This window comes from Bacillus sp. Nf3 (genome assembly GCF_003028545.1).
Taxonomy (GTDB): Bacteria; Bacillota; Bacilli; order Bacillales; family Bacillaceae; genus Bacillus; species Bacillus safensis.
Genome location: NZ_PYUA01000002.1, coordinates 527,141 through 544,319, shown reverse-complemented (window position 1 = coordinate 544,319; position 17,179 = coordinate 527,141). Strand labels below are relative to the sequence as shown.

At 42.3% G+C, this 17,179-nt stretch carries 24 protein-coding genes; 3 read left to right on the top strand and 21 right to left on the bottom strand.

Annotation, left to right across the window (positions count from 1 at the left end; all coding sequences use genetic code 11):
* Positions 1 to 34: 34 nt before the first annotated feature.
* The 18 genes from folD to C9414_RS07550 form a co-directional block, all read right to left on the bottom strand.
* Complete coding sequence (folD, locus tag C9414_RS07635) at positions 35 to 886, bottom strand: bifunctional methylenetetrahydrofolate dehydrogenase/methenyltetrahydrofolate cyclohydrolase FolD (RefSeq protein ID WP_039179869.1); 852 nt, start codon at positions 884 to 886, stop codon at positions 35 to 37.
* Between the two features lie 11 nt (positions 887 to 897).
* Complete coding sequence (gene nusB / locus C9414_RS07630; RefSeq protein WP_012010530.1) at positions 898 to 1,293, bottom strand: transcription antitermination factor NusB; 396 nt, start codon at positions 1,291 to 1,293, stop codon at positions 898 to 900.
* Positions 1,294 to 1,503: 210 nt separating this feature from the next.
* Positions 1,504 to 1,911, bottom strand: coding sequence for an Asp23/Gls24 family envelope stress response protein (locus tag C9414_RS07625; protein ID WP_034280262.1), 408 nt, complete (start codon positions 1,909 to 1,911; stop codon positions 1,504 to 1,506).
* 25 nt (positions 1,912 to 1,936) lie between these two features.
* A complete protein-coding gene (accC, locus tag C9414_RS07620; RefSeq protein ID WP_039179872.1) occupies positions 1,937 to 3,286 on the bottom strand; it encodes an acetyl-CoA carboxylase biotin carboxylase subunit in 1,350 nt (449 codons plus the stop codon).
* A gap of 11 nt (positions 3,287 to 3,297) precedes the next feature.
* On the bottom strand, positions 3,298 to 3,780 hold the full coding sequence (gene accB, locus C9414_RS07615) for an acetyl-CoA carboxylase biotin carboxyl carrier protein (RefSeq protein ID WP_107163372.1): 483 nt from the start codon (positions 3,778 to 3,780) through the stop codon (positions 3,298 to 3,300).
* Positions 3,781 to 3,975: 195 nt separating this feature from the next.
* Positions 3,976 to 4,608 (bottom strand): SpoIIIAH-like family protein, encoded by a 633-nt coding sequence (locus C9414_RS07610; RefSeq protein ID WP_024428006.1) that lies wholly within the window; start codon positions 4,606 to 4,608, stop codon positions 3,976 to 3,978.
* Entirely contained in the window at positions 4,608 to 5,279 is a 672-nt protein-coding gene (gene spoIIIAG / locus C9414_RS07605) for a stage III sporulation protein AG (RefSeq protein ID WP_039179881.1), read from the bottom strand. Before spoIIIAG ends, C9414_RS07610 begins: the two co-directional genes overlap by 1 nt.
* Positions 5,272 to 5,904 (bottom strand): stage III sporulation protein AF, encoded by a 633-nt coding sequence (gene spoIIIAF / locus C9414_RS07600; RefSeq protein WP_107163371.1) that lies wholly within the window; start codon positions 5,902 to 5,904, stop codon positions 5,272 to 5,274. Before spoIIIAF ends, spoIIIAG begins: the two co-directional genes overlap by 8 nt.
* Positions 5,905 to 5,918: 14 nt before the next feature.
* Positions 5,919 to 7,112, bottom strand: a complete 1,194-nt coding sequence (gene spoIIIAE, locus C9414_RS07595) for a stage III sporulation protein AE (RefSeq protein WP_075611628.1) — start codon at positions 7,110 to 7,112, stop codon at positions 5,919 to 5,921.
* Positions 7,113 to 7,131: 19 nt separating this feature from the next.
* The gene (gene spoIIIAD / locus C9414_RS07590; protein WP_087978339.1) at positions 7,132 to 7,545 is read right to left on the bottom strand and encodes a stage III sporulation protein AD; all 414 of its coding nucleotides are present in this window, start codon (positions 7,543 to 7,545) and stop codon (positions 7,132 to 7,134) included.
* Entirely contained in the window at positions 7,542 to 7,748 is a 207-nt protein-coding gene (gene spoIIIAC, locus C9414_RS07585) for a stage III sporulation protein AC (RefSeq protein WP_003153142.1), read from the bottom strand. Before spoIIIAC ends, spoIIIAD begins: the two co-directional genes overlap by 4 nt.
* A 19-nt stretch (positions 7,749 to 7,767) precedes the next feature.
* Positions 7,768 to 8,283, bottom strand: coding sequence for a stage III sporulation protein SpoIIIAB (gene spoIIIAB / locus C9414_RS07580; protein WP_024428003.1), 516 nt, complete (start codon positions 8,281 to 8,283; stop codon positions 7,768 to 7,770).
* Positions 8,277 to 9,200, bottom strand: coding sequence for a stage III sporulation protein AA (gene spoIIIAA, locus C9414_RS07575; protein WP_047202278.1), 924 nt, complete (start codon positions 9,198 to 9,200; stop codon positions 8,277 to 8,279). The genes spoIIIAB and spoIIIAA overlap by 7 nt, the downstream gene beginning before the upstream one ends.
* Positions 9,201 to 9,266: 66 nt before the next feature.
* Positions 9,267 to 9,548: a YqhV family protein gene (locus tag C9414_RS07570; protein ID WP_024422953.1), complete on the bottom strand. Its 282-nt coding sequence runs from the start codon at positions 9,546 to 9,548 to the stop codon at positions 9,267 to 9,269.
* A gap of 328 nt (positions 9,549 to 9,876) precedes the next feature.
* Positions 9,877 to 10,434, bottom strand: a complete 558-nt coding sequence (gene efp / locus C9414_RS07565) for an elongation factor P (RefSeq protein WP_024422954.1) — start codon at positions 10,432 to 10,434, stop codon at positions 9,877 to 9,879.
* 25 nt (positions 10,435 to 10,459) lie between these two features.
* Positions 10,460 to 11,521, bottom strand: a complete 1,062-nt coding sequence (locus C9414_RS07560; RefSeq protein ID WP_039179897.1) for a M24 family metallopeptidase — start codon at positions 11,519 to 11,521, stop codon at positions 10,460 to 10,462.
* A complete protein-coding gene (gene aroQ / locus C9414_RS07555) occupies positions 11,518 to 11,961 on the bottom strand; it encodes a type II 3-dehydroquinate dehydratase (protein ID WP_034280247.1) in 444 nt (147 codons plus the stop codon). Before aroQ ends, C9414_RS07560 begins: the two co-directional genes overlap by 4 nt.
* Positions 11,962 to 12,069: 108 nt before the next feature.
* A complete protein-coding gene (locus C9414_RS07550; RefSeq protein WP_047202279.1) occupies positions 12,070 to 12,597 on the bottom strand; it encodes a YqhR family membrane protein in 528 nt (175 codons plus the stop codon).
* A 223-nt stretch (positions 12,598 to 12,820) separates the two neighbouring features.
* Here C9414_RS07550 and C9414_RS07545 point away from each other — a divergent pair, with 223 nt between their 5' ends.
* Complete coding sequence (locus tag C9414_RS07545) at positions 12,821 to 13,777, top strand: DUF1385 domain-containing protein (RefSeq protein ID WP_047202280.1); 957 nt, start codon at positions 12,821 to 12,823, stop codon at positions 13,775 to 13,777.
* 38 nt (positions 13,778 to 13,815) lie between these two features.
* Positions 13,816 to 14,211: an SA1362 family protein gene (locus C9414_RS07540; protein WP_039179905.1), complete on the top strand. Its 396-nt coding sequence runs from the start codon at positions 13,816 to 13,818 to the stop codon at positions 14,209 to 14,211.
* Here the strand turns inward: C9414_RS07540 and C9414_RS07535 are convergent.
* The 3 genes from C9414_RS07535 to C9414_RS07525 all read right to left on the bottom strand — a co-directional run bounded on the left by C9414_RS07535 (position 14,208) and on the right by C9414_RS07525 (position 16,544).
* Entirely contained in the window at positions 14,208 to 15,083 is an 876-nt protein-coding gene (locus C9414_RS07535) for a patatin-like phospholipase family protein (protein ID WP_107163370.1), read from the bottom strand. The two genes, C9414_RS07540 and C9414_RS07535, sit on opposite strands and share 4 nt — an antisense overlap.
* Before the next feature lie 104 nt (positions 15,084 to 15,187).
* Entirely contained in the window at positions 15,188 to 15,622 is a 435-nt protein-coding gene (mntR, locus tag C9414_RS07530; protein ID WP_003215946.1) for a transcriptional regulator MntR, read from the bottom strand.
* An 85-nt stretch (positions 15,623 to 15,707) separates the two neighbouring features.
* Positions 15,708 to 16,544: a lipoate--protein ligase family protein gene (locus tag C9414_RS07525; RefSeq protein ID WP_107163369.1), complete on the bottom strand. Its 837-nt coding sequence runs from the start codon at positions 16,542 to 16,544 to the stop codon at positions 15,708 to 15,710.
* 219 nt (positions 16,545 to 16,763) lie between these two features.
* On the opposite strand from C9414_RS07525, the gene C9414_RS07520 reads away from it, so the two are divergent.
* Complete coding sequence (locus tag C9414_RS07520) at positions 16,764 to 17,144, top strand: rhodanese-like domain-containing protein (protein WP_039183198.1); 381 nt, start codon at positions 16,764 to 16,766, stop codon at positions 17,142 to 17,144.
* The last annotated feature ends 35 nt before the right edge of the window (positions 17,145 to 17,179 follow it).

Sequence of the window (17,179 nt, the reverse complement as noted above, 5' to 3'; positions counted from 1 at the left end):
ACCGGCAGCATGCAGGTGGATGAATGGATAAAGCTTATGCTAATGTACGTTTTGCTGATTTAACCGTATTGTGTGCAAGCATCGTAATCGTCATTGGACCGACTCCGCCAGGGACTGGTGTGATGTAAGAAGCTTTTTCTTTTGCTCCTTCAAAATCAACATCCCCAACAAGCTTCCCAGTATCCAAACGATTGACTCCTACATCGATGACAATTGCGCCTTCTTTGATTTGGTCAGCTTTAATAAAGTTTGCTCGACCGACGGCAACAACTAAAATGTCCGCTTTTAACGTGTGTTCTGAAATATTTGCCGTTCTTGAATGACAGTAAGTAACCGTTGCGTTTTCATTTAACAGCAATTGTCCAACTGGTTTGCCGACAATATTGCTGCGGCCCACAACAACCACTTCTTTTCCAGAAAGATCGACACCCGTTTTGTTCAATAATTCAACAATACCTGCTGGTGTACAAGGAAGGAATGTATCTTCCCCAAGCAGCATTTTCCCGATATTTAATGGATGGAAACCATCTACATCTTTCTCAGGTGAAATACGTTCAATAACGGCTTTTTCAGAAATGTGTTTAGGCAGTGGAAGTTGAACAAGAATCCCGTGGAATTGATCGTTCGCATTGTACTGATCAATCAGCTGAAGCAATTCTTCTTCTGTTAAAGAAGCATCTAAATGATCAAGCTGGAAATGCATGCCCATTGCTTCTGCTGCTTTTTTCTTCCCGCGTACGTAAGAAAGTGAAGCCGGATCATCACCGATTAGAATAACGGCAAGACCAGGTGTGACTCCTTTTTGTTTTAGCTCTTCTACTTCTTTTGCTAATTGTTCACGCTTTTCTTTTGCTGTTTCTTTCCCATCGATGATTGTTGCTGTCATGTCGAATCCTCCTATTGCTGCTTTAGGTCGTTTTTAATGTTCGAAAGCACACCATTTACAAATTTCGGTGCTTTATCATCGCCGAATAATTTGGCAAGTTCAATCGCTTCATTCATTGAGACACTAACTGGGATGTCTTCTTGATACACCATCTCGTACACAGACAGCCTTAAAATGGCTCTGTCTACGTTTGCAATACGATCGAGTTTCCAATTCACTAGATGCTGTGAGATCATGTCATCAAGCTTGTCCTTTTGTTCAAGCACACCGAAAACCAGTTCCTCGAAAAAAGGATCTGATTCTTGTTCATCCAGCGCATGTGTAATGGCCTCTTTCGGATCAATATTGCTCACATCAATTTGAAATAATGTTTGTAACGCCTTTTCTCTTGCAGTTCTTCTTTTCATTATTTACTCCTTTAACCACTTTATCCGCTTGTCGTTAAGCCATACAGAGATCATAACATATTTTGACCGTGGTCGCACCAAGATCCATGCGAGCTTTGACGAAAAACGAATCAATCAACACGTGACGTTATCAATATTCGGAAATCACCCAAAAATGGGCTTTAAAAAACCAAAGAGGCAATGCCTCCTTGGTTTCACTTGAACCCTTCTTTACATTTCTTGATCTACTTCAGCCTCAGGTGCTTTTGTATCAAATTGAATGCCAACGACATGAATGTTAATTTCATTAATCGTTAAGGCAGTCATGTTTAAAAGGGTTTGACGGATATTTTCTTGTACAGCAGTGGATACCTTTGGAATGGATAGGCCAAATTCAACCACACAATACACATCGATTGTGATGCCTTCATCAGAGACATCTACTTTTACACCTTTACGGTGATTTTTCTTACCAAAGCGTTCTGCTACATCAGCAGCGAAATTGCCGCGCATTTCGGCAATGCCTTCGACTTCTGAAGCGGCGATCCCAGCAATGACTTCAATCACTTCTGGTGCAATTTGCACTTTTCCCAATTGATCTTCATCAAGGTTCATTTCAAGCAAATTGTTTTCTGACACGATCATTCACCTCCGAAAGCTGTGATTATTTCATGATTTGGTATGTTTCTAAAAACTTCGTATTAAAATTACCACTCACAAATGTTTCATGCTCGAGCAATCTAAGGTGGAATGGAATCGTTGTATAGACTCCTTCAATGACGAATTCTTGAAGCGCACGTTTCATTTTCGCAATCGCTTCTTCTCTCGTCTTACCATATGTGATCACTTTTGCAATCATGCTGTCATAATATGGCGGAATCACATAGCCCGGATAAGCGGCAGAATCAACACGTACTCCTAAACCGCCTGGCGGAAGATACATTTTAATTTCACCAGCAGAAGGCATGAAGTTTTTCTCTGGGTTCTCTGCATTGATACGGCATTCGATCGCCCAGCCTTCATATACAACATCCTCTTGTGTAAGAGAAAGCTTCTCACCTGATGCAACCTTGATCTGTTCTTTGATCAAGTCTACACCTGTGACCATTTCTGTCACAGGATGCTCTACTTGAATACGAGTATTCATTTCCATGAAGTAGAACTTCTCTTCATTATAATCATAAATGAATTCGACTGTTCCAGCACCTGTGTATTCAACAGCTTCTGCTGCTTTTACGGCTGCTTCACCCATTTGCTCACGGATATCTGCATTCAGTGCTGGTGATGGCGTTTCTTCAAGAAGCTTTTGCATTCTTCTTTGGATCGAGCAGTCACGCTCTCCTAAATGAATCGTATTGCCATGCTGATCTGCAAGCACTTGGATTTCCACATGTCTAAAGTCTTCAATGAACTTTTCTAAATAGACACCAGGGTTCCCAAAGTTTTGCGCCGCTTCCTGCTGCGTGATGGTGACTCCGTTAATAAGTTCTTCTTCTGTACGAGCCACACGGATTCCTTTACCGCCTCCGCCTGCAGTTGCTTTAATAATGACAGGATACCCAATACTAGCTGCTGTTGAAACAGCATCATCAAGATCTTTTACAATTCCTTGAGAACCAGGAACGATTGGGACGCCTGCACTCTTCATTGTTTCTCGCGCGACATCTTTCGTTCCCATTTTGGAAATCGCTGACGCGGTTGGTCCAACAAAGATCACATTACATTCCTCGCAAAGCTCTGCAAAGTCTGCATTTTCTGCTAAAAAGCCGTATCCTGGATGGATCGCATCTGTTCCTGTTAATTTTGCTACGCTGACGATATTCGTGACATTTAAATAACTATCTTTAGAAGCAGTTGGTCCGATGCAATATGCTTCATCAGCCATTTGTACATGCAGCGCATCGCGATCCGCTTCAGAAAATACCGCAACAGTTTCAATTCCAAGCTCTTTACAAGCGCGGATAATTCTAACTGCGATTTCTCCTCTGTTTGCAATTAATAGCTTTTTAATCATGATCGTACTCCTTACTCTGCTTTCACTAGAAAGAGGGGTTGTCCGAATTCTACAAGCTGACCGTTTTCAGCTAATACTTCGACGATTTCACCTTTTACTTCTGCTTCGATTTCATTAAACAGTTTCATCGCTTCAACGATACATACAACTGAATTTTCCTTCACCTTAGAACCTGTTGTCACGTATGGATCTGCTTCTGGTGAAGATGAAGCATAAAATGTGCCAACCATTGGGGATGTAATTTTATGCAGATTTTCAGACGCAGTTGCCTCTTGTGCAAGGGCTTCAGTCTGAGCTGGAGCTTGTGCTGTAGGAGCTTGTTGAGCTGGAGCTGCTTGGACAGGAGCCACTGGTGCTTGTGCCGCAACTTGCTGAACGACTTCTTTATTTTTCTTCAGTTTGATTTTCGCACCTTCGTTTTCGTACGTAAATTCGTCGATTGTAGAGTCGTCAATTAATTTGATCAGTTCATGAATTTCTTCAATTTTTAACATGGATTTGCACCCCTATGTATGGATTTATCTTTTTATTATAGGCTAGTACTAAAAGTACGTACTATACCCATCTTACAGGAGGATTTCAATGAATTCAACTACTATTGTGGCGAAGCGTCTCGCGTAAGCACCTTGGAGAGGGCGTCAAGCCGCATCAAAAAACGCCCTTTTCGGCAAAGGGCGCCAGTTCATTTTTTATTGATTAGTGGGCTCAAAAGTGACAGCTACGTTATCAAGACCTCTCATTTCTTTTGTGACCATATCAATAATATCGGCCGCTTGAGACTTTGATTTTTTATCAGAACGAACCGTGATGCTCACTTTATCTCCTTCAGCACTTACGAGCGCATCTTTATAGCCTTTTGTTTTGATCAAGGTCTCGAGCTGACGCTCAGTTCCTTCTGCTTCACTAAGCGCTGTCATTTGATCGTATGCTTCACTTTTTTCTTGTGCCGTTGCATCGTCACTTGAGACGATTTCGTTGTATTCTTCGCGCTGCTTGCTTCGTTTATCTTCAAGCTCTAGTCTGTATGTTGTAAAAAGCTCATCGTCTGTTTGCTCTGACACAGCTTTCCCTTCTTCACCGCTTGTTTCGATATCCTCCTGTTTGCCGTTTGTTTCTTTGTCAGTGGATTTCTTATCAGCGCCTTTTTCCATTCCTTTGTCTGTTCCTTTTTCTGTTTCAACCTTTTTCTCTTCAGTCCCTTTTGATTTCGTATCTTCTACTGTCACTGCATTTTCACCCTGTGGAGACATGATATAGTACACACTTAATACGACAACTAAACTTAGCATCGTTAATAGCCAAACCGTTTGTTTTTTTAACATCATTCCGAATCCTCCTTGATTTTTTTAGGGGCAACAGCCACTCTATGGCTCGGTACATCAAGCACTCGTGTAACCGCTTCAATGATGGTTTTCTTTATTTGAACGTTGTCTACTCCTTGAGCAACAACGAGGACACCTCTGATTTCTGGCTTTTTCGTTTGAACAACGACTGGTGTTTCTTCATTGCCATTTTTGATGATGACGACTTCTTCTTCTTTTGTTTGATCAGTGACACTTCGTACACCGCCTTCTTTATCTGTTTCCTCGGTCGTTGTACTTTTATTGGATTTGTTTTTTTCAAACACTTTTAAAGACGTTGCATCTACATTGACCACAATGGATACATCCTCAACGCCGATGATGGTCTCTAAAATTTCTTTCAGCTGGTTTTCGTATTCTTGCTCCACGTCCTCAATTGAATTCTTTGGTTTACCTGAGGATGCCGGTTTGAATACTTCCTGCTCTTCTGAGGATGTTTTTTTAGCAGCAGGAACCGCAGCTTGTTGTTTGCTTGATGGCGGTGACAAGATCTGACTGACTAACATGAAAGATACGCCGATAATGAATACAAGCAGCAAGTAATGGTGCTTCGTTAATTTGGGTTTCCCTTCACCTTTTTCAGGCGGTTGGAAGAAGGATTTCAGCTTTTGTTTCCAGTCCTTGTTATTCATGATCTGCTGCGTCACCTCCCTCAATGTTCAGCGCGATGTGCTCAGGACTCGTATTCCAAACATTAGCCAGCGTCTCTTTCACCCTCGTGATCTCTTTGCTAGAAGATTCAGCGCTTTCCTCCTTTTGCCTGGAGAGATCAATGTCCACCTTTGCCACCGTTTCTACAGCATCACCTGTGAGCGGGGAAAGAACTGCTTTGATGCGAAATTGATCCGCCTCCATATTCTGATCCAGATGCTCCTCATCAGCCAGCACTTCTACGTGTTTCATTTCATAGCTCTCCTTCTCCAGTGGCTCCTTTGCGCTTTTTTCTAGTTGGACAGCCATTTGCTTTAAAATATATGCACGCTGAGAGGCTTGTATTTCTTTTTTTTCTAAATTCATCTGATTTTTTATTTCTTCTGACTGCGCTTCTTCCTTCCCTTTCATCAATTCTGCAAAAATTTGGTCAGGATCTGCTCGAAATAAAGCAAAAATCGGATTGAGCATCACCACGATGAGCAGCAGACTGACGACCATTTTTGCATACTTTTGCATGCTCGAATTGGGAAGCAGAAGATCAATGACAATCGCAAATAAGATAAAGAGAATAATACTTGTGATCCATTCCGTGAGAAAGCTCAACAGGTGTCTCCTCCTTACTTCATCATCATGGTCAGATTACCCGCAGTAATGATGACGGTAATGCTTAAAAAGAACATGAGCGACACAACAGCAAGTGCGGCAAATATATACAGCACACTTTTTGAAATGACATCAAGACAGCTGATGATGGGTCCGCCCCCTAACGGCTGAAGGATCGCGGCCGCAAGCTTATATATAAGGGCTAACGAAAGTACTTTAATCGCCGGGAAGGCGGCAATTGAAATCAAAATGGCGACCCCAACTAGTCCAACTGTATTTTTAAGTAAAACAGAGGCGCTGATCACGGTATCCGTCGCATCTGTAAACATTCTGCCTAGAACAGGGATGAAGTTACCGGTAATGAATTTGGCTGTACGAAGAGCGATTCCATCAGTAACCGCTGCAGATGCACCCTGAACGGAAATGACGCCGAGAAAAACAGTTAAAAAAACGGCAAGCCCGCCAATTGCCACATTTCTTAACAGCTGCGCAAGCTGAGTGACCTTGTATTGTTCGGTCAGCGTACTGATAATGCTTAATATTGCTGATAAAAAGATGAGCGGGAGAACAACATACTGAATGAAAACACCGCTCGTGTTCATTAAAAATAAAATAACGGGATGAAAGAATCCGGCTGAGACAAGTCCGCCTGATGAAGCAATAAGCGCTAGTAAAAGAGGAATAAGAGCAAGAATAAAACTGGTCATCGTTTGAATGGCTTCTGTGGCATAGGAAATCGCCACATGAAAGCTGTTGAGTGCAATAATAATCAGCACCATATAAACAAGAGCATATGCGACTTTGCTGACGGTGCTTTGTTCAAAGGCATTTTGCAAAAGTTGCAAAAGAGAACAAAAGATGGTGAGTAAAATGAGAGTACCTAGGAGCTTTCCGTTTGCAATGACCTCGTGAAATAGATAATGTACAAAGGCTTTCAGCCATGTTTGGGGAGACAGCTCTTTATCACCGTCAATCATTTCCTTCACTGTGCCCTTTTGGCTTTCTGGCAAAAAGCCGCCATACTCGTCCAAAATGGTTTCCCAAAAGTCACTGATGGAATGAAGCTCAAGTGCATCAGCCTGTCCATTCGCCACTTCCTCTGCTGCTGGCTGTTCATTAGATAAAGGTTCTTTTTCTTCTGCCTCTGCATGCGGAGCAATCAGCCAAAAGAAAAGCATTAATCCCATTACAGCGGTCACCTGTTTCATTATCATCACCTCTTTTCATTTACGTCATGGACGGGATCATCCCTAAGATCGTCTCAATGATAACTGTTAAAATCGGGACTGCCATAACCAAGATGAGAATCTTACCGCCTAGCTCTATTTTTGATGCAATGGCGCCTTGCCCAGCATCTTTCGTCAGCTGAGCGCCAAATTCCGCAATATAAGCAATACCAATGATCTTTAATATGGTTTCAACATACTTCATATTGACGCCGGCACTTGCTGCAATTTTTTCAATCATTGAGATAATGGCATAGATTTGATCAATTAAATAAAGGAAAATCACACATCCAGTAAAAACGACAAGCATAAAGGCGAAGGTTGGCTTCTGTTCTTTGACGATTAATGCTAAAAAAGTAGCGATTAAACCAAGTCCAACAATTTGTATGATTTCGATTTGTAAGCCCTCCCCTATCCTTGAAATAGAAATACGGCTTTAATCTTTTTAAACAAATCGTCTACAATGGTTGCCACCATAAACAAAATGTAGATAAACCCAAGCAGCGTCACCCACTGAGCGTACTCTTTCTTCCCCATTTGGTCTAAAATCGTATGGAGAAAGGCCACGACGATGCCTACTCCGGCAATTTGAAAAATGACGTTTACATCAACGCCCATGCTCTCGACTCCCTTCCTCTCACATCAATAAAAGAATCAGTAACAATCCGCTTAAAAACCCAAGGCTTCTGACCATTTTTTCATTTTTCGCTTGGGCGATTTCTGCTTCTTTCTCCTCTGATTCCAAATGGCCTAAAGCAAGCTTGATATACTTTTGCTGAGATGTGACATCATGCTGGCCAAGTGTTTCCCCAAAGTGTTTCAATGCCTCATATTCGCCTTTTTTCAATACGGTTTTTTTCCAAACATCCTCAAGACTTTCGTTCCATGCATGACGTGCAGAAAAAGTCCCCACCTTCAGCTTTTCTGCAAATTGTTCAAACAGCTGATTCACAGGAGGACCTACCTGCGCTGCAATTTGCTCTGCCGCCCGCGCTAAAGGGGTTTGGCCATACATAATTTCAGCTTCAAGAGACTGGAGAGCAAACCGTAGCTGCCGAATTTGTTTAGGTCTGTCGCTATATCGTTTGGCAAACTCGAATCCTCCCCAAGTCGTGGCCGCAACAATAAAAATAGCGCCAATGAGCTTTAACATACGTCCACTCCCCGCCTCCATTTCATCTCTTGTCCGTCCCCGCCGTACATTCGCCCGATCGTACCCGGTCCATTGTTTCGATTTAATTCAACATATCGTTCAAACACACGAAGCTCCCATAACGGCTTAAATGAAGGACGTTTATATACATCTTCAAGTGAATAGCCATGAGCTGAGACGATGATGTTGACTCCGGCATGAATCGCTTCTAAAAGTGCCTCGACATCCTCGCTTTTTCCGATTTCATCGACAATCATGACCTCTGGGCTCATTGACCGAATCATCATCATCAACCCTTCAGCCTTTGGACACGCATCGAGTACATCAATCCGGTGGCCAAAATGGTGCTGCGGCACCCCTCTTATACAACCGGCGATTTCAGAACGCTCATCAATAATGCCTGTTTTTCTAGGAGGGATTGTCTTTGTGCCTGTACTAGCAAGACGTGCTATATCCCGGAGCAATGTGGTTTTCCCCGTTTGCGGGGGACCGATGATCAGTGTATTGTGCCAATGCTCTTCATATAAATAAGGAAGAAAGGGAAGCGCAATCCCGATTTTTTCTTTTGCAATGCGGATATTAAATGAAGAGATATCTCTTAGCCCTTTGACAAATCCGTTTTCAACGATCACCTTTCCTGCAAGTCCTACCCGGTGTCCGCCAGATATGGTGATATAGCCCTGTTTTAGCTCTTCCTCAAGTGTATACATGCTGTAATTGCTCAGCCTGCCTAATAGCTGAGACGCATCTTCCCAGGTTGTGTGATAAGAAAGAAAACGTGCTTTTCCTCCTTGCATCAGTTCAATAGGACGTTCCGTGCGAATGCGGATTTCTTCTATTTGCGCCCATTCTGCCTCTTTCAGCAGTCTGAGTTCTTGTCCAATCGAGTGCGGGAGAATATCCAACAAACTCCGCAACGAATTCCCCTCCTTTTTTTCTTCTCTAAAATGTATGATGTGAGCCGTTAATTATGCCAAGCCGTTTCACTTATAGATCCCAACAAGAATAAACACGACACCAATGAAAATGAACACGAGCTTTGCATAGGATAGCTGCCCTGCAATTTGATAGATTCCAATCGTCATCGTGATAATAAAAATGAGTGGCCCGATGATCGCCAATATACTATTGATGACCACCGCTTTCCGTACATCATTTGTGATTAAAATGAGGATGGCTGCCGTCAGTTCAATGGCGGCGGATAAGAACCTCATGCCTGCCATTGCAGCGACCGACGGGTGTAGACCTGGGAGAAATTGTTTCATATAGAACCTCCAGCTTTTTTTACACTATATGCTTGACCATTTAGAAGTAGTCTTGTTTTTCAGGAAGGAAGAGAGATGAATGAGAGAATTGAGAGAGGGCCAGTCTTGAGGAGTCATTTTTCAATAAAAAAAGACTGTAAACACGAGGTTTACAGTCTCAGCGTGTAGACAAACCCTCGCATTCGGTGTCAGGTCTGCGCGCTGGTGCTCACGAATAACAAATTCGCTCGGCGCCAGTGCTCACCCTTCCTAGACTGCAAAGGTTTTCTATCACGCTGAAAAGAAGACAAAGGCTGTAAACACGAGGTTTACAGCCTTTTTTCGTTCATTACGCTCTTGATACGTATGAGCCGTCTGATGTATTAATCACTAGTTTATCTCCTTGGTTCACAAAGAAAGGAACGTTGACGATTAAACCAGTTTCAGTTTTTGCAGGTTTTGATCCGCCTGATGTTGTGTCACCTTTAATACCAGGCTCTGTTTCTACTACTTCTAGTTCTACTGTGTTTGGAAGTTCTACTCCAAGTGTTTCAGCACCGTACATCACGATTTGAACAGACATATTTTCAAGCAAATATTTCAGCTCATCTTTAATTTGTGCTTCACTTAGTTCAAGCTGCTCATAAGAACTTGTATCCATGAAGACATGCTGATCGCCATTAGCATACAAGTATTGCATTGTTTTTGTTTCGATTTGTGCTTTCGCTACTTTTTCACCTGCGCGGAATGTTTTTTCTTGAATGGCACCAGTACGCAGGTTACGCAGTTTCGAACGAACAAACGCTGCGCCTTTCCCTGGTTTTACGTGCTGGAAATCCACTACTCGCCAAATACCGCCGTCCACTTCAATTGTCAGGCCAGTACGAAAATCGTTTACTGAAATCATTTTGTCATCCTCCTACATTTCACCATCATAATATGATAAGTTCTTTCGGTGAGTGGGTCAATCGTTTATTGCCGTCAGCTGTCAGGACAATATCATCCTCAATTCTCACGCCGCCGACATCTGGCAAGTAAATCCCCGGCTCAACTGTGACGACCATTCCCTCTTCTAAAACGACCTCTGATCGTGAGGAAAGGCCTGGCGCTTCATGTACTTCCATACCTAGGCCGTGCCCGGTTGAATGCCCGAAGTATTGACCATAGCCGTACTTTTCAATGATGTCTCGTGTGATGCGATCAGCTTCTTTTCCTGTTAAGCCTGGCTTGATTCTATCCACACCAGCGTTTTCTGCTTCTAATACGATATGATAAATTTCCTTTAGCTTGTCGCTTGGTGTTCCGACAGCAATCGTTCTTGTCATATCAGAACAATAGCCTTTATAGTAAGCACCGAAATCGAGTGTCACTAAATCACCAGATTCAATTACCTTTTCACTCGCTCTTCCGTGCGGCAGGCTTGAACGAACACCAGAAGCAACAATCATATCGAATGAAGATCCTTCAGCACCTTCTTTTCTCATGAAAAATTCAAGCTCGTTCATGACAGCAATTTCCGTCAGGCCCGGCTTGATGTAAGTGAGAATATGATCAAAGGCGTGATCTGCAATCTTCGCAGCTTCCTCTAATATCTTAATCTCTTCACTAGACTTAATCAAGCGCAACTTTTCAACTGATTCAGAGACTGGAACAAGCTCTATCTCACCTGCTTTGGCAGCGTACTGCTGATACGTGGCAAATGTCATATGGTTTTGTTCAAACCCAAGGCGTTTTACTCCAAATTCCTTCGCCGTTTGGGCAGCCGTTTCCACAATGTTTCCTTTATGTTCAATGATGTCATAACCTTTGACTTGATCCTTCGCTTGCTCTGTATAGCGGAAGTCCGTGATAAAAGCTGCCCGGTCCTTTGAAACAACTGCAAGGCCGGCAGATCCGGTAAAGCTGGTCATGTACTGTAAATTAAAGCTGCTCGTAATGACAAGGCCATCGATCTCTAATTCGCTTAAAAGTGTTCTTAGTTTTTCAAGTTTCATGATACTGCTCCCCCTTCACTGACTAAATAACGAATCGCCAATTTATACCCTTCTAAGCCAAGTCCAACGATTTGCCCTTGGCATACTGGAGCAAGTACAGAATGATGGCGGAATTCCTCTCTCTTATGAACATTTGAGATATGTACTTCAATGACAGATAAAGAAATACTTGCAATGGCATCTCTCAGCGCATAGCTGTAGTGGGTAAATGCACCCGGGTTAAACACGACTCCATCGTACTGATCTTCTGCTTCGTGGAGCGCATCAATCAAATCTCCTTCGTGATTCGATTGAAAGAACGTTAATTGAATGTTTGCTCGTTCTGCAAACTGGAACAAATCTGTCTCTAAATCTGTCAACGTCTTACTTCCATAAACAGCAGGCTCTCTTTTGCCAAGCCTATTTAAATTGGGTCCATTCAGTACAAGAAAATGAGGCATATGACCACTCCTTCACCCTAATTCAATCTATATTGAGATCTGTTTCTTTTTCCTTAGAAACCTTTCGTTTCCAAAAATATTTTATCATATGAATAGGTGATTTACACTTTATTCTGTCTTTTTCCCGAGTGCCCTCGCAAGCTTTTGACTCGTCAATTCATTATATTCAAACGAAATGCTGTACCCGACAAACATGCCATATAAAATATATAGGCAAAATGTCGTAACAATGGTGCTTTGCTGCAAGTCTTGTACTTGCTTTACATCTGGGAAAATGGGATTAAATACGTAAAAAACAAGCAGCCATAAAAGCCCGCCATAAACCAGACCCATCCAAAAGCCTTTGATCCTTTTTAAAAGCCCATAATAAATAAAGGCGGCTCCAATCGATAAAATTCCTAACAGCATAATACTTATAAAAGTACCAAGTCCTCCCTTTTTCCACTCTCCAAGCACAAATGGCTGAAGCAGCATGTTAGGACTCACCTCTGAAAAATGGAACACATGGGTCAGAAACCCGATAAAGCCCCAAAAAACACCGCCTACAAAGCCTGTAGCAGCTGCTCTTGCCACAAGTGATGTCGTTTGCACGGACTGATTTTTTTCTTCTTGGTTTTTCTTTTCATCACGTTTCATTTGTGAACACCTCCAGCAAGTAGTATGTCCAAAATGTCATGAAAAAAAAGGATTTCCATGCGTGAGTGTAAAATTTTTAAAACAGGGTATACTGGCTAAAAAGAGGTAGATAGAATTCTAGTAGATAATCGACCTGTGCGCTAGTGATTTCCCCTCATTTCCTGTACAATAAAGGTATAAGGAAATGCATGTAAATTACAGGAAACAGGCAGGTTGATGAAATATGTCCAATCAAACAAATCCTCCAGCTTATGGAGGGCAGGCAGTTGTCGAAGGTGTCATGTTCGGAGGTAAGAAGAACTATGTGACAGCGATTCGGCGAAAGGACCAGTCCATTGAGTTTTTGAAGCTTCCCCGGACCTCCAATAAACGAACCGCCTTTCTCAAGAAAATCCCCTTTGTCAGGGGTGTTGCTGCACTTGTTGAAGCAAGCGCAAACGGCAGTAAGCACTTAAACTTCTCCAGTGAGCGATATGACTTAGATCCTTCTGAAGATCATACTCTTGAAAAAGAACAAAAAGGCTCAAAATTATCCATGATTTTCGGCATTGCTGTGATCGGAGTTCTCTCTCTTCTCTTTAGTAAATTTGTCTTTACCCTGGTACCTGTCTTTTTAGCAGAGCTTGTGCGTCCCATCTTTTCAGGGAATTTCGCACAAATCGCAGTGGAAACATTCTTTAAATTGGTCCTTTTATTAGGCTATATTTACTTTATTTCCATGACCCCTTTAATTAAAAGAGTATTTCAATATCATGGGGCAGAACATAAAGTCATAAACTGCTATGAACAGAACCTTGACATCACAGTGGAAAATGTCCAAAAGCAATCCCGTCTGCATTATCGATGCGGCAGCAGCTTTATTTTATTCACTGTCATTGTTGGAATGTTCGTCTATTTACTCGTACCGACAGATCCTTTATGGGTGAGAGTTCTGAACCGCTTGGCGCTCATTCCGGTTGTTCTGGGCATTTCATTTGAAGTGCTTCAGCTCACGAACAAACTCCGAGAAGTGCCTGTGCTTAAAGTGCTTGGCTATCCTGGCCTTTGGCTGCAATTGCTTACAACAAAAGAACCTTCTGACGATCAAGTCGAGGTAGCCATTGCAAGTTTTAATGAACTTCTTCGTTTAGAGGAAGCATCTCTAAAACAAGCGTCAGATTCTGCTCATCAAGTGATCTAACTTATAAATCCGGTAAATTCCTTCGGAGGTGGACAGTTATGAATCGCCGAGTACATCCTGCTTTTACCATTATTTTCGCTTTAGGTGTTTTGGGATTTGTGTACTTACTCACAACGAACCCAGGCAGACTTTTTACAATGCTGCTGTCTGTTGTGATCATTGGAGCGGCCCTATTTTTCCTATTTAGATGGCTGATGAATCGAAGAACTGGAACAGAAGGCAATCTTTATCGCAAAGCAGTCAAACAATCAAAACGTCGCTACCAGCAGCCTAAACCAAAAACGAAAAGCCAGATGAAAAATCGGGTCACTCATTTGCGAAGCGTGCCGACTGACCACAAGTCTAAGCCCGTCCTTCTCAAAAAGAAAAGCCAAACACATTTGACTGTGATTGAAGGCAAGAAAAACAAAAAGAAGAATCGCGCCTTATTTTAAAATGTCCAGCTTTTTAAAAATTGCTCGGCCTTCTGTCTGCCTAGATCGACGAGCGCCTTTTTCTTTTCTGTCATGAGTTGAAAATCAGTGGCAATGACGTGTTCTACAGGAATAAAAATAATATGACGTTCGTGTTTTGTGGCGATATGTCTTTCGTCATGAGCACCACGCATCGTTTCAAAAAGAGCGCCAAACAGTTCAAACGCATTGCGGATGGAGTGTTGTGGGCGTTCTTTTTCGTTTGGCGTTAATGTGACACCGACGAACGGTCTTTTTTTCTCTTCAGCAAACAGCCAAATTGGAAAATTGCTAAGCACTCCTCCATCTACAATGGTACAAATGCCTTTTGAAGACTTCAGTTTGACAGGTTCGAAAAAATACGGCAGGCTGCAGCTCATTCGAATGGCCCTCGCCACGGAAAACCGCTCTGGATTTAAGCCATATGAAGGAAGGTCGTCTGGCAGTACGAGGATTTTTCCATTCGTTAAATCGGACGCAACAATTTTCAGCGAATCTTTTTTGAGGTCTCCAAACACGGTGACCCCTTTTCGTTTTAGCACATCAGTCAGCCATTTTTCCAGCCGGTCTCCTTTATAAAGACCAAGGCGCCAGTAAATGGATACCCACCTAAGCATTTTGAACGGGATGAATTGACATCTTCTATCAAGCAATTGATGCTCATCCATTTCATCTAAAAGCTCCCGAATTTCCTGGCTTGTAAAACCTGCTGCGATGAGTGAAGCAATGATTGCTCCAGCACTTGTACCAGCAAGACGGACAAAATGAAATCCTCTCGCTTCAAGCGCTTCATAGGCACCAGCAAGCGCTGCCCCCTTAATGCCTCCACCTGAGAACACACCATCTATCTTCATCAAGGAGCCCCCTTTGATTTCACGCTAATAATAGTGTAGGAGCATTTGCTTTCAATTAGAACTTTAATCAAAAAGGACACCCATGCTGAGGGTGTCCTTTTTGATTAAGATTCTTGATTTGTTTGTTCGTTTTTCTTTTGAATCGCTTTCAGCTGAACAGATCGCTCATCGTTTTCTTCAAAAAATTGAACGAGATCGCCGATGCGGTCAATGCTGTTCCAGCTGAGATGATGTTCAATGCCTTCTACATCATCATAAATTTTCTCTTCATCTACACCAATGATTCTTAAAAATTGCTCCAGCAGTTCATGTCTGTATACGAGACGTTTTCCAATTTTTTTGCCTTTCGGGGTTAAAATTAGACCACGATACTTCTCATAAATGAGGTATTCATCTTTATCTAGCTTCTGAACCATTTTTGTTACAGAGGAGGGATGGACAGCGAGTGCTTCTGCAATATCAGAGACTCTGGCATATCCTTTTTCTTCTATCAGCATATAAATTTGTTCAATGTAATCTTCCATACTAGGTGTAGTCATAAAACCCCTCCATAATGCACCTTTACTTAATAATCAACCCAATTCTACACCATCGTTCATTAAAAAACAAGGAGTGTCCATCGTCTTAACGCTTGTAATTCCAATCATCTGAGGCATATTTCGTTTTGGCGAGATGATGGACAAACGTTAATTCTTCATCTGTCAGCTCATAAGGTTCAAGCTCAATATTTAATCCTTTTTCAAATCCTCTTTTAAACGCAACACGCGCATCGTCTATCGTACAAGTTCGGTCTGAGATTTCATTGATGGCAACCGCTTTGTTTTTAAAGCTTCGCTGCATCCGCTCTCTTACCCGGTCGTTAGGATAAAGGAACAAATCGAATAATTTATCCTCATCAAGGTCAATTAAAATAGATCCATGCTGGAGGATGACACCTTTTTGTCTCGTCTGAGCACTGCCCGCTACCTTTCTGCCTTCTACAACAAGCTCGTACCAAGAAGGGGCATCGAAGCATACAGAAGATCTTGGATTCTTTAAGCTTTCCTTTTCTTTATCTGTACGAGGAATGGCAAAATACGCATCGAGTCCCAGCTCTTTAAAGCCTTCTAAAATGCCTTCTGAAATGACGCGGTACGCCTCTGTCACCGTTGCTGGCATTTCTGGATGTTCCTCTGACACAATCACGCTGTAGGTCAGCTCCTGGTCATGTAGTACTCCTCGTCCTCCGGTTGGTCTGCGGACAAATCCAAGACCATAGCGCTTGACAGCTTCTAGGTTGATTTCTTTTTCAACGTTCTGAAAATACCCAACAGATAATGTCGCCGGATCCCATCCATAAAAGCGGATAACAGGCGGAATGAGCTTCTCACTATGCCAATAAAGCAAGGCTTCGTCCATTGCCATGTTAAAGGCAGGGTCTTGGTTTCCTGAATCAATGAAACACCATTTCTCTTTTTGCATATAAAATCCCTTCTCTTTTACGTAGTCAATGTTAGATGATGGTGGTGACCACCGGTTTTCTCTCTTCATCAGTCTATCAAATCGGAACGGAATTGAAAATAATTCTTACCATTTATGATGACAAGTTTCTTATGCTTTACTATAATAGTATTTGTCTAAAACGTACCATCAGACAGGCTACTGTGCTGATGCTCAAGAAGGAGTCGAGTTGTATTGTCAATGTTCAACTATATCGTCCTCTCACTTTGTGGACTTTTTGTTCTTTATTCCATCGGCAGCTACATTTATCAGCAGCGCATTATGAAAACGCTGACGGAAGCAGAATTTATTAAAGGTTACCGCAAAGCCCAGCTCATTGATGTGAGAGAGCCAAATGAGTTTGAAGGCGGACATATTTTAGGGGCAAGAAATATCCCTCTTTCCCAACTAAAGCAGCGCAAAAATGAAATACGTCCTGACAAGCCTGTTTATCTCTATTGTCAAAATAATTTCAGAAGCGGAAAAGCAGCCCAAACTTTACGTAAAAACGGCTGCCGTGAGATTTATAATTTAAAAGGCGGCTTTAAAAAATGGGGCGGCCGCATTAAAACGAAGAACTAACAAAAAAGACTCTGGGAGCATGATCCCCCCTGAGT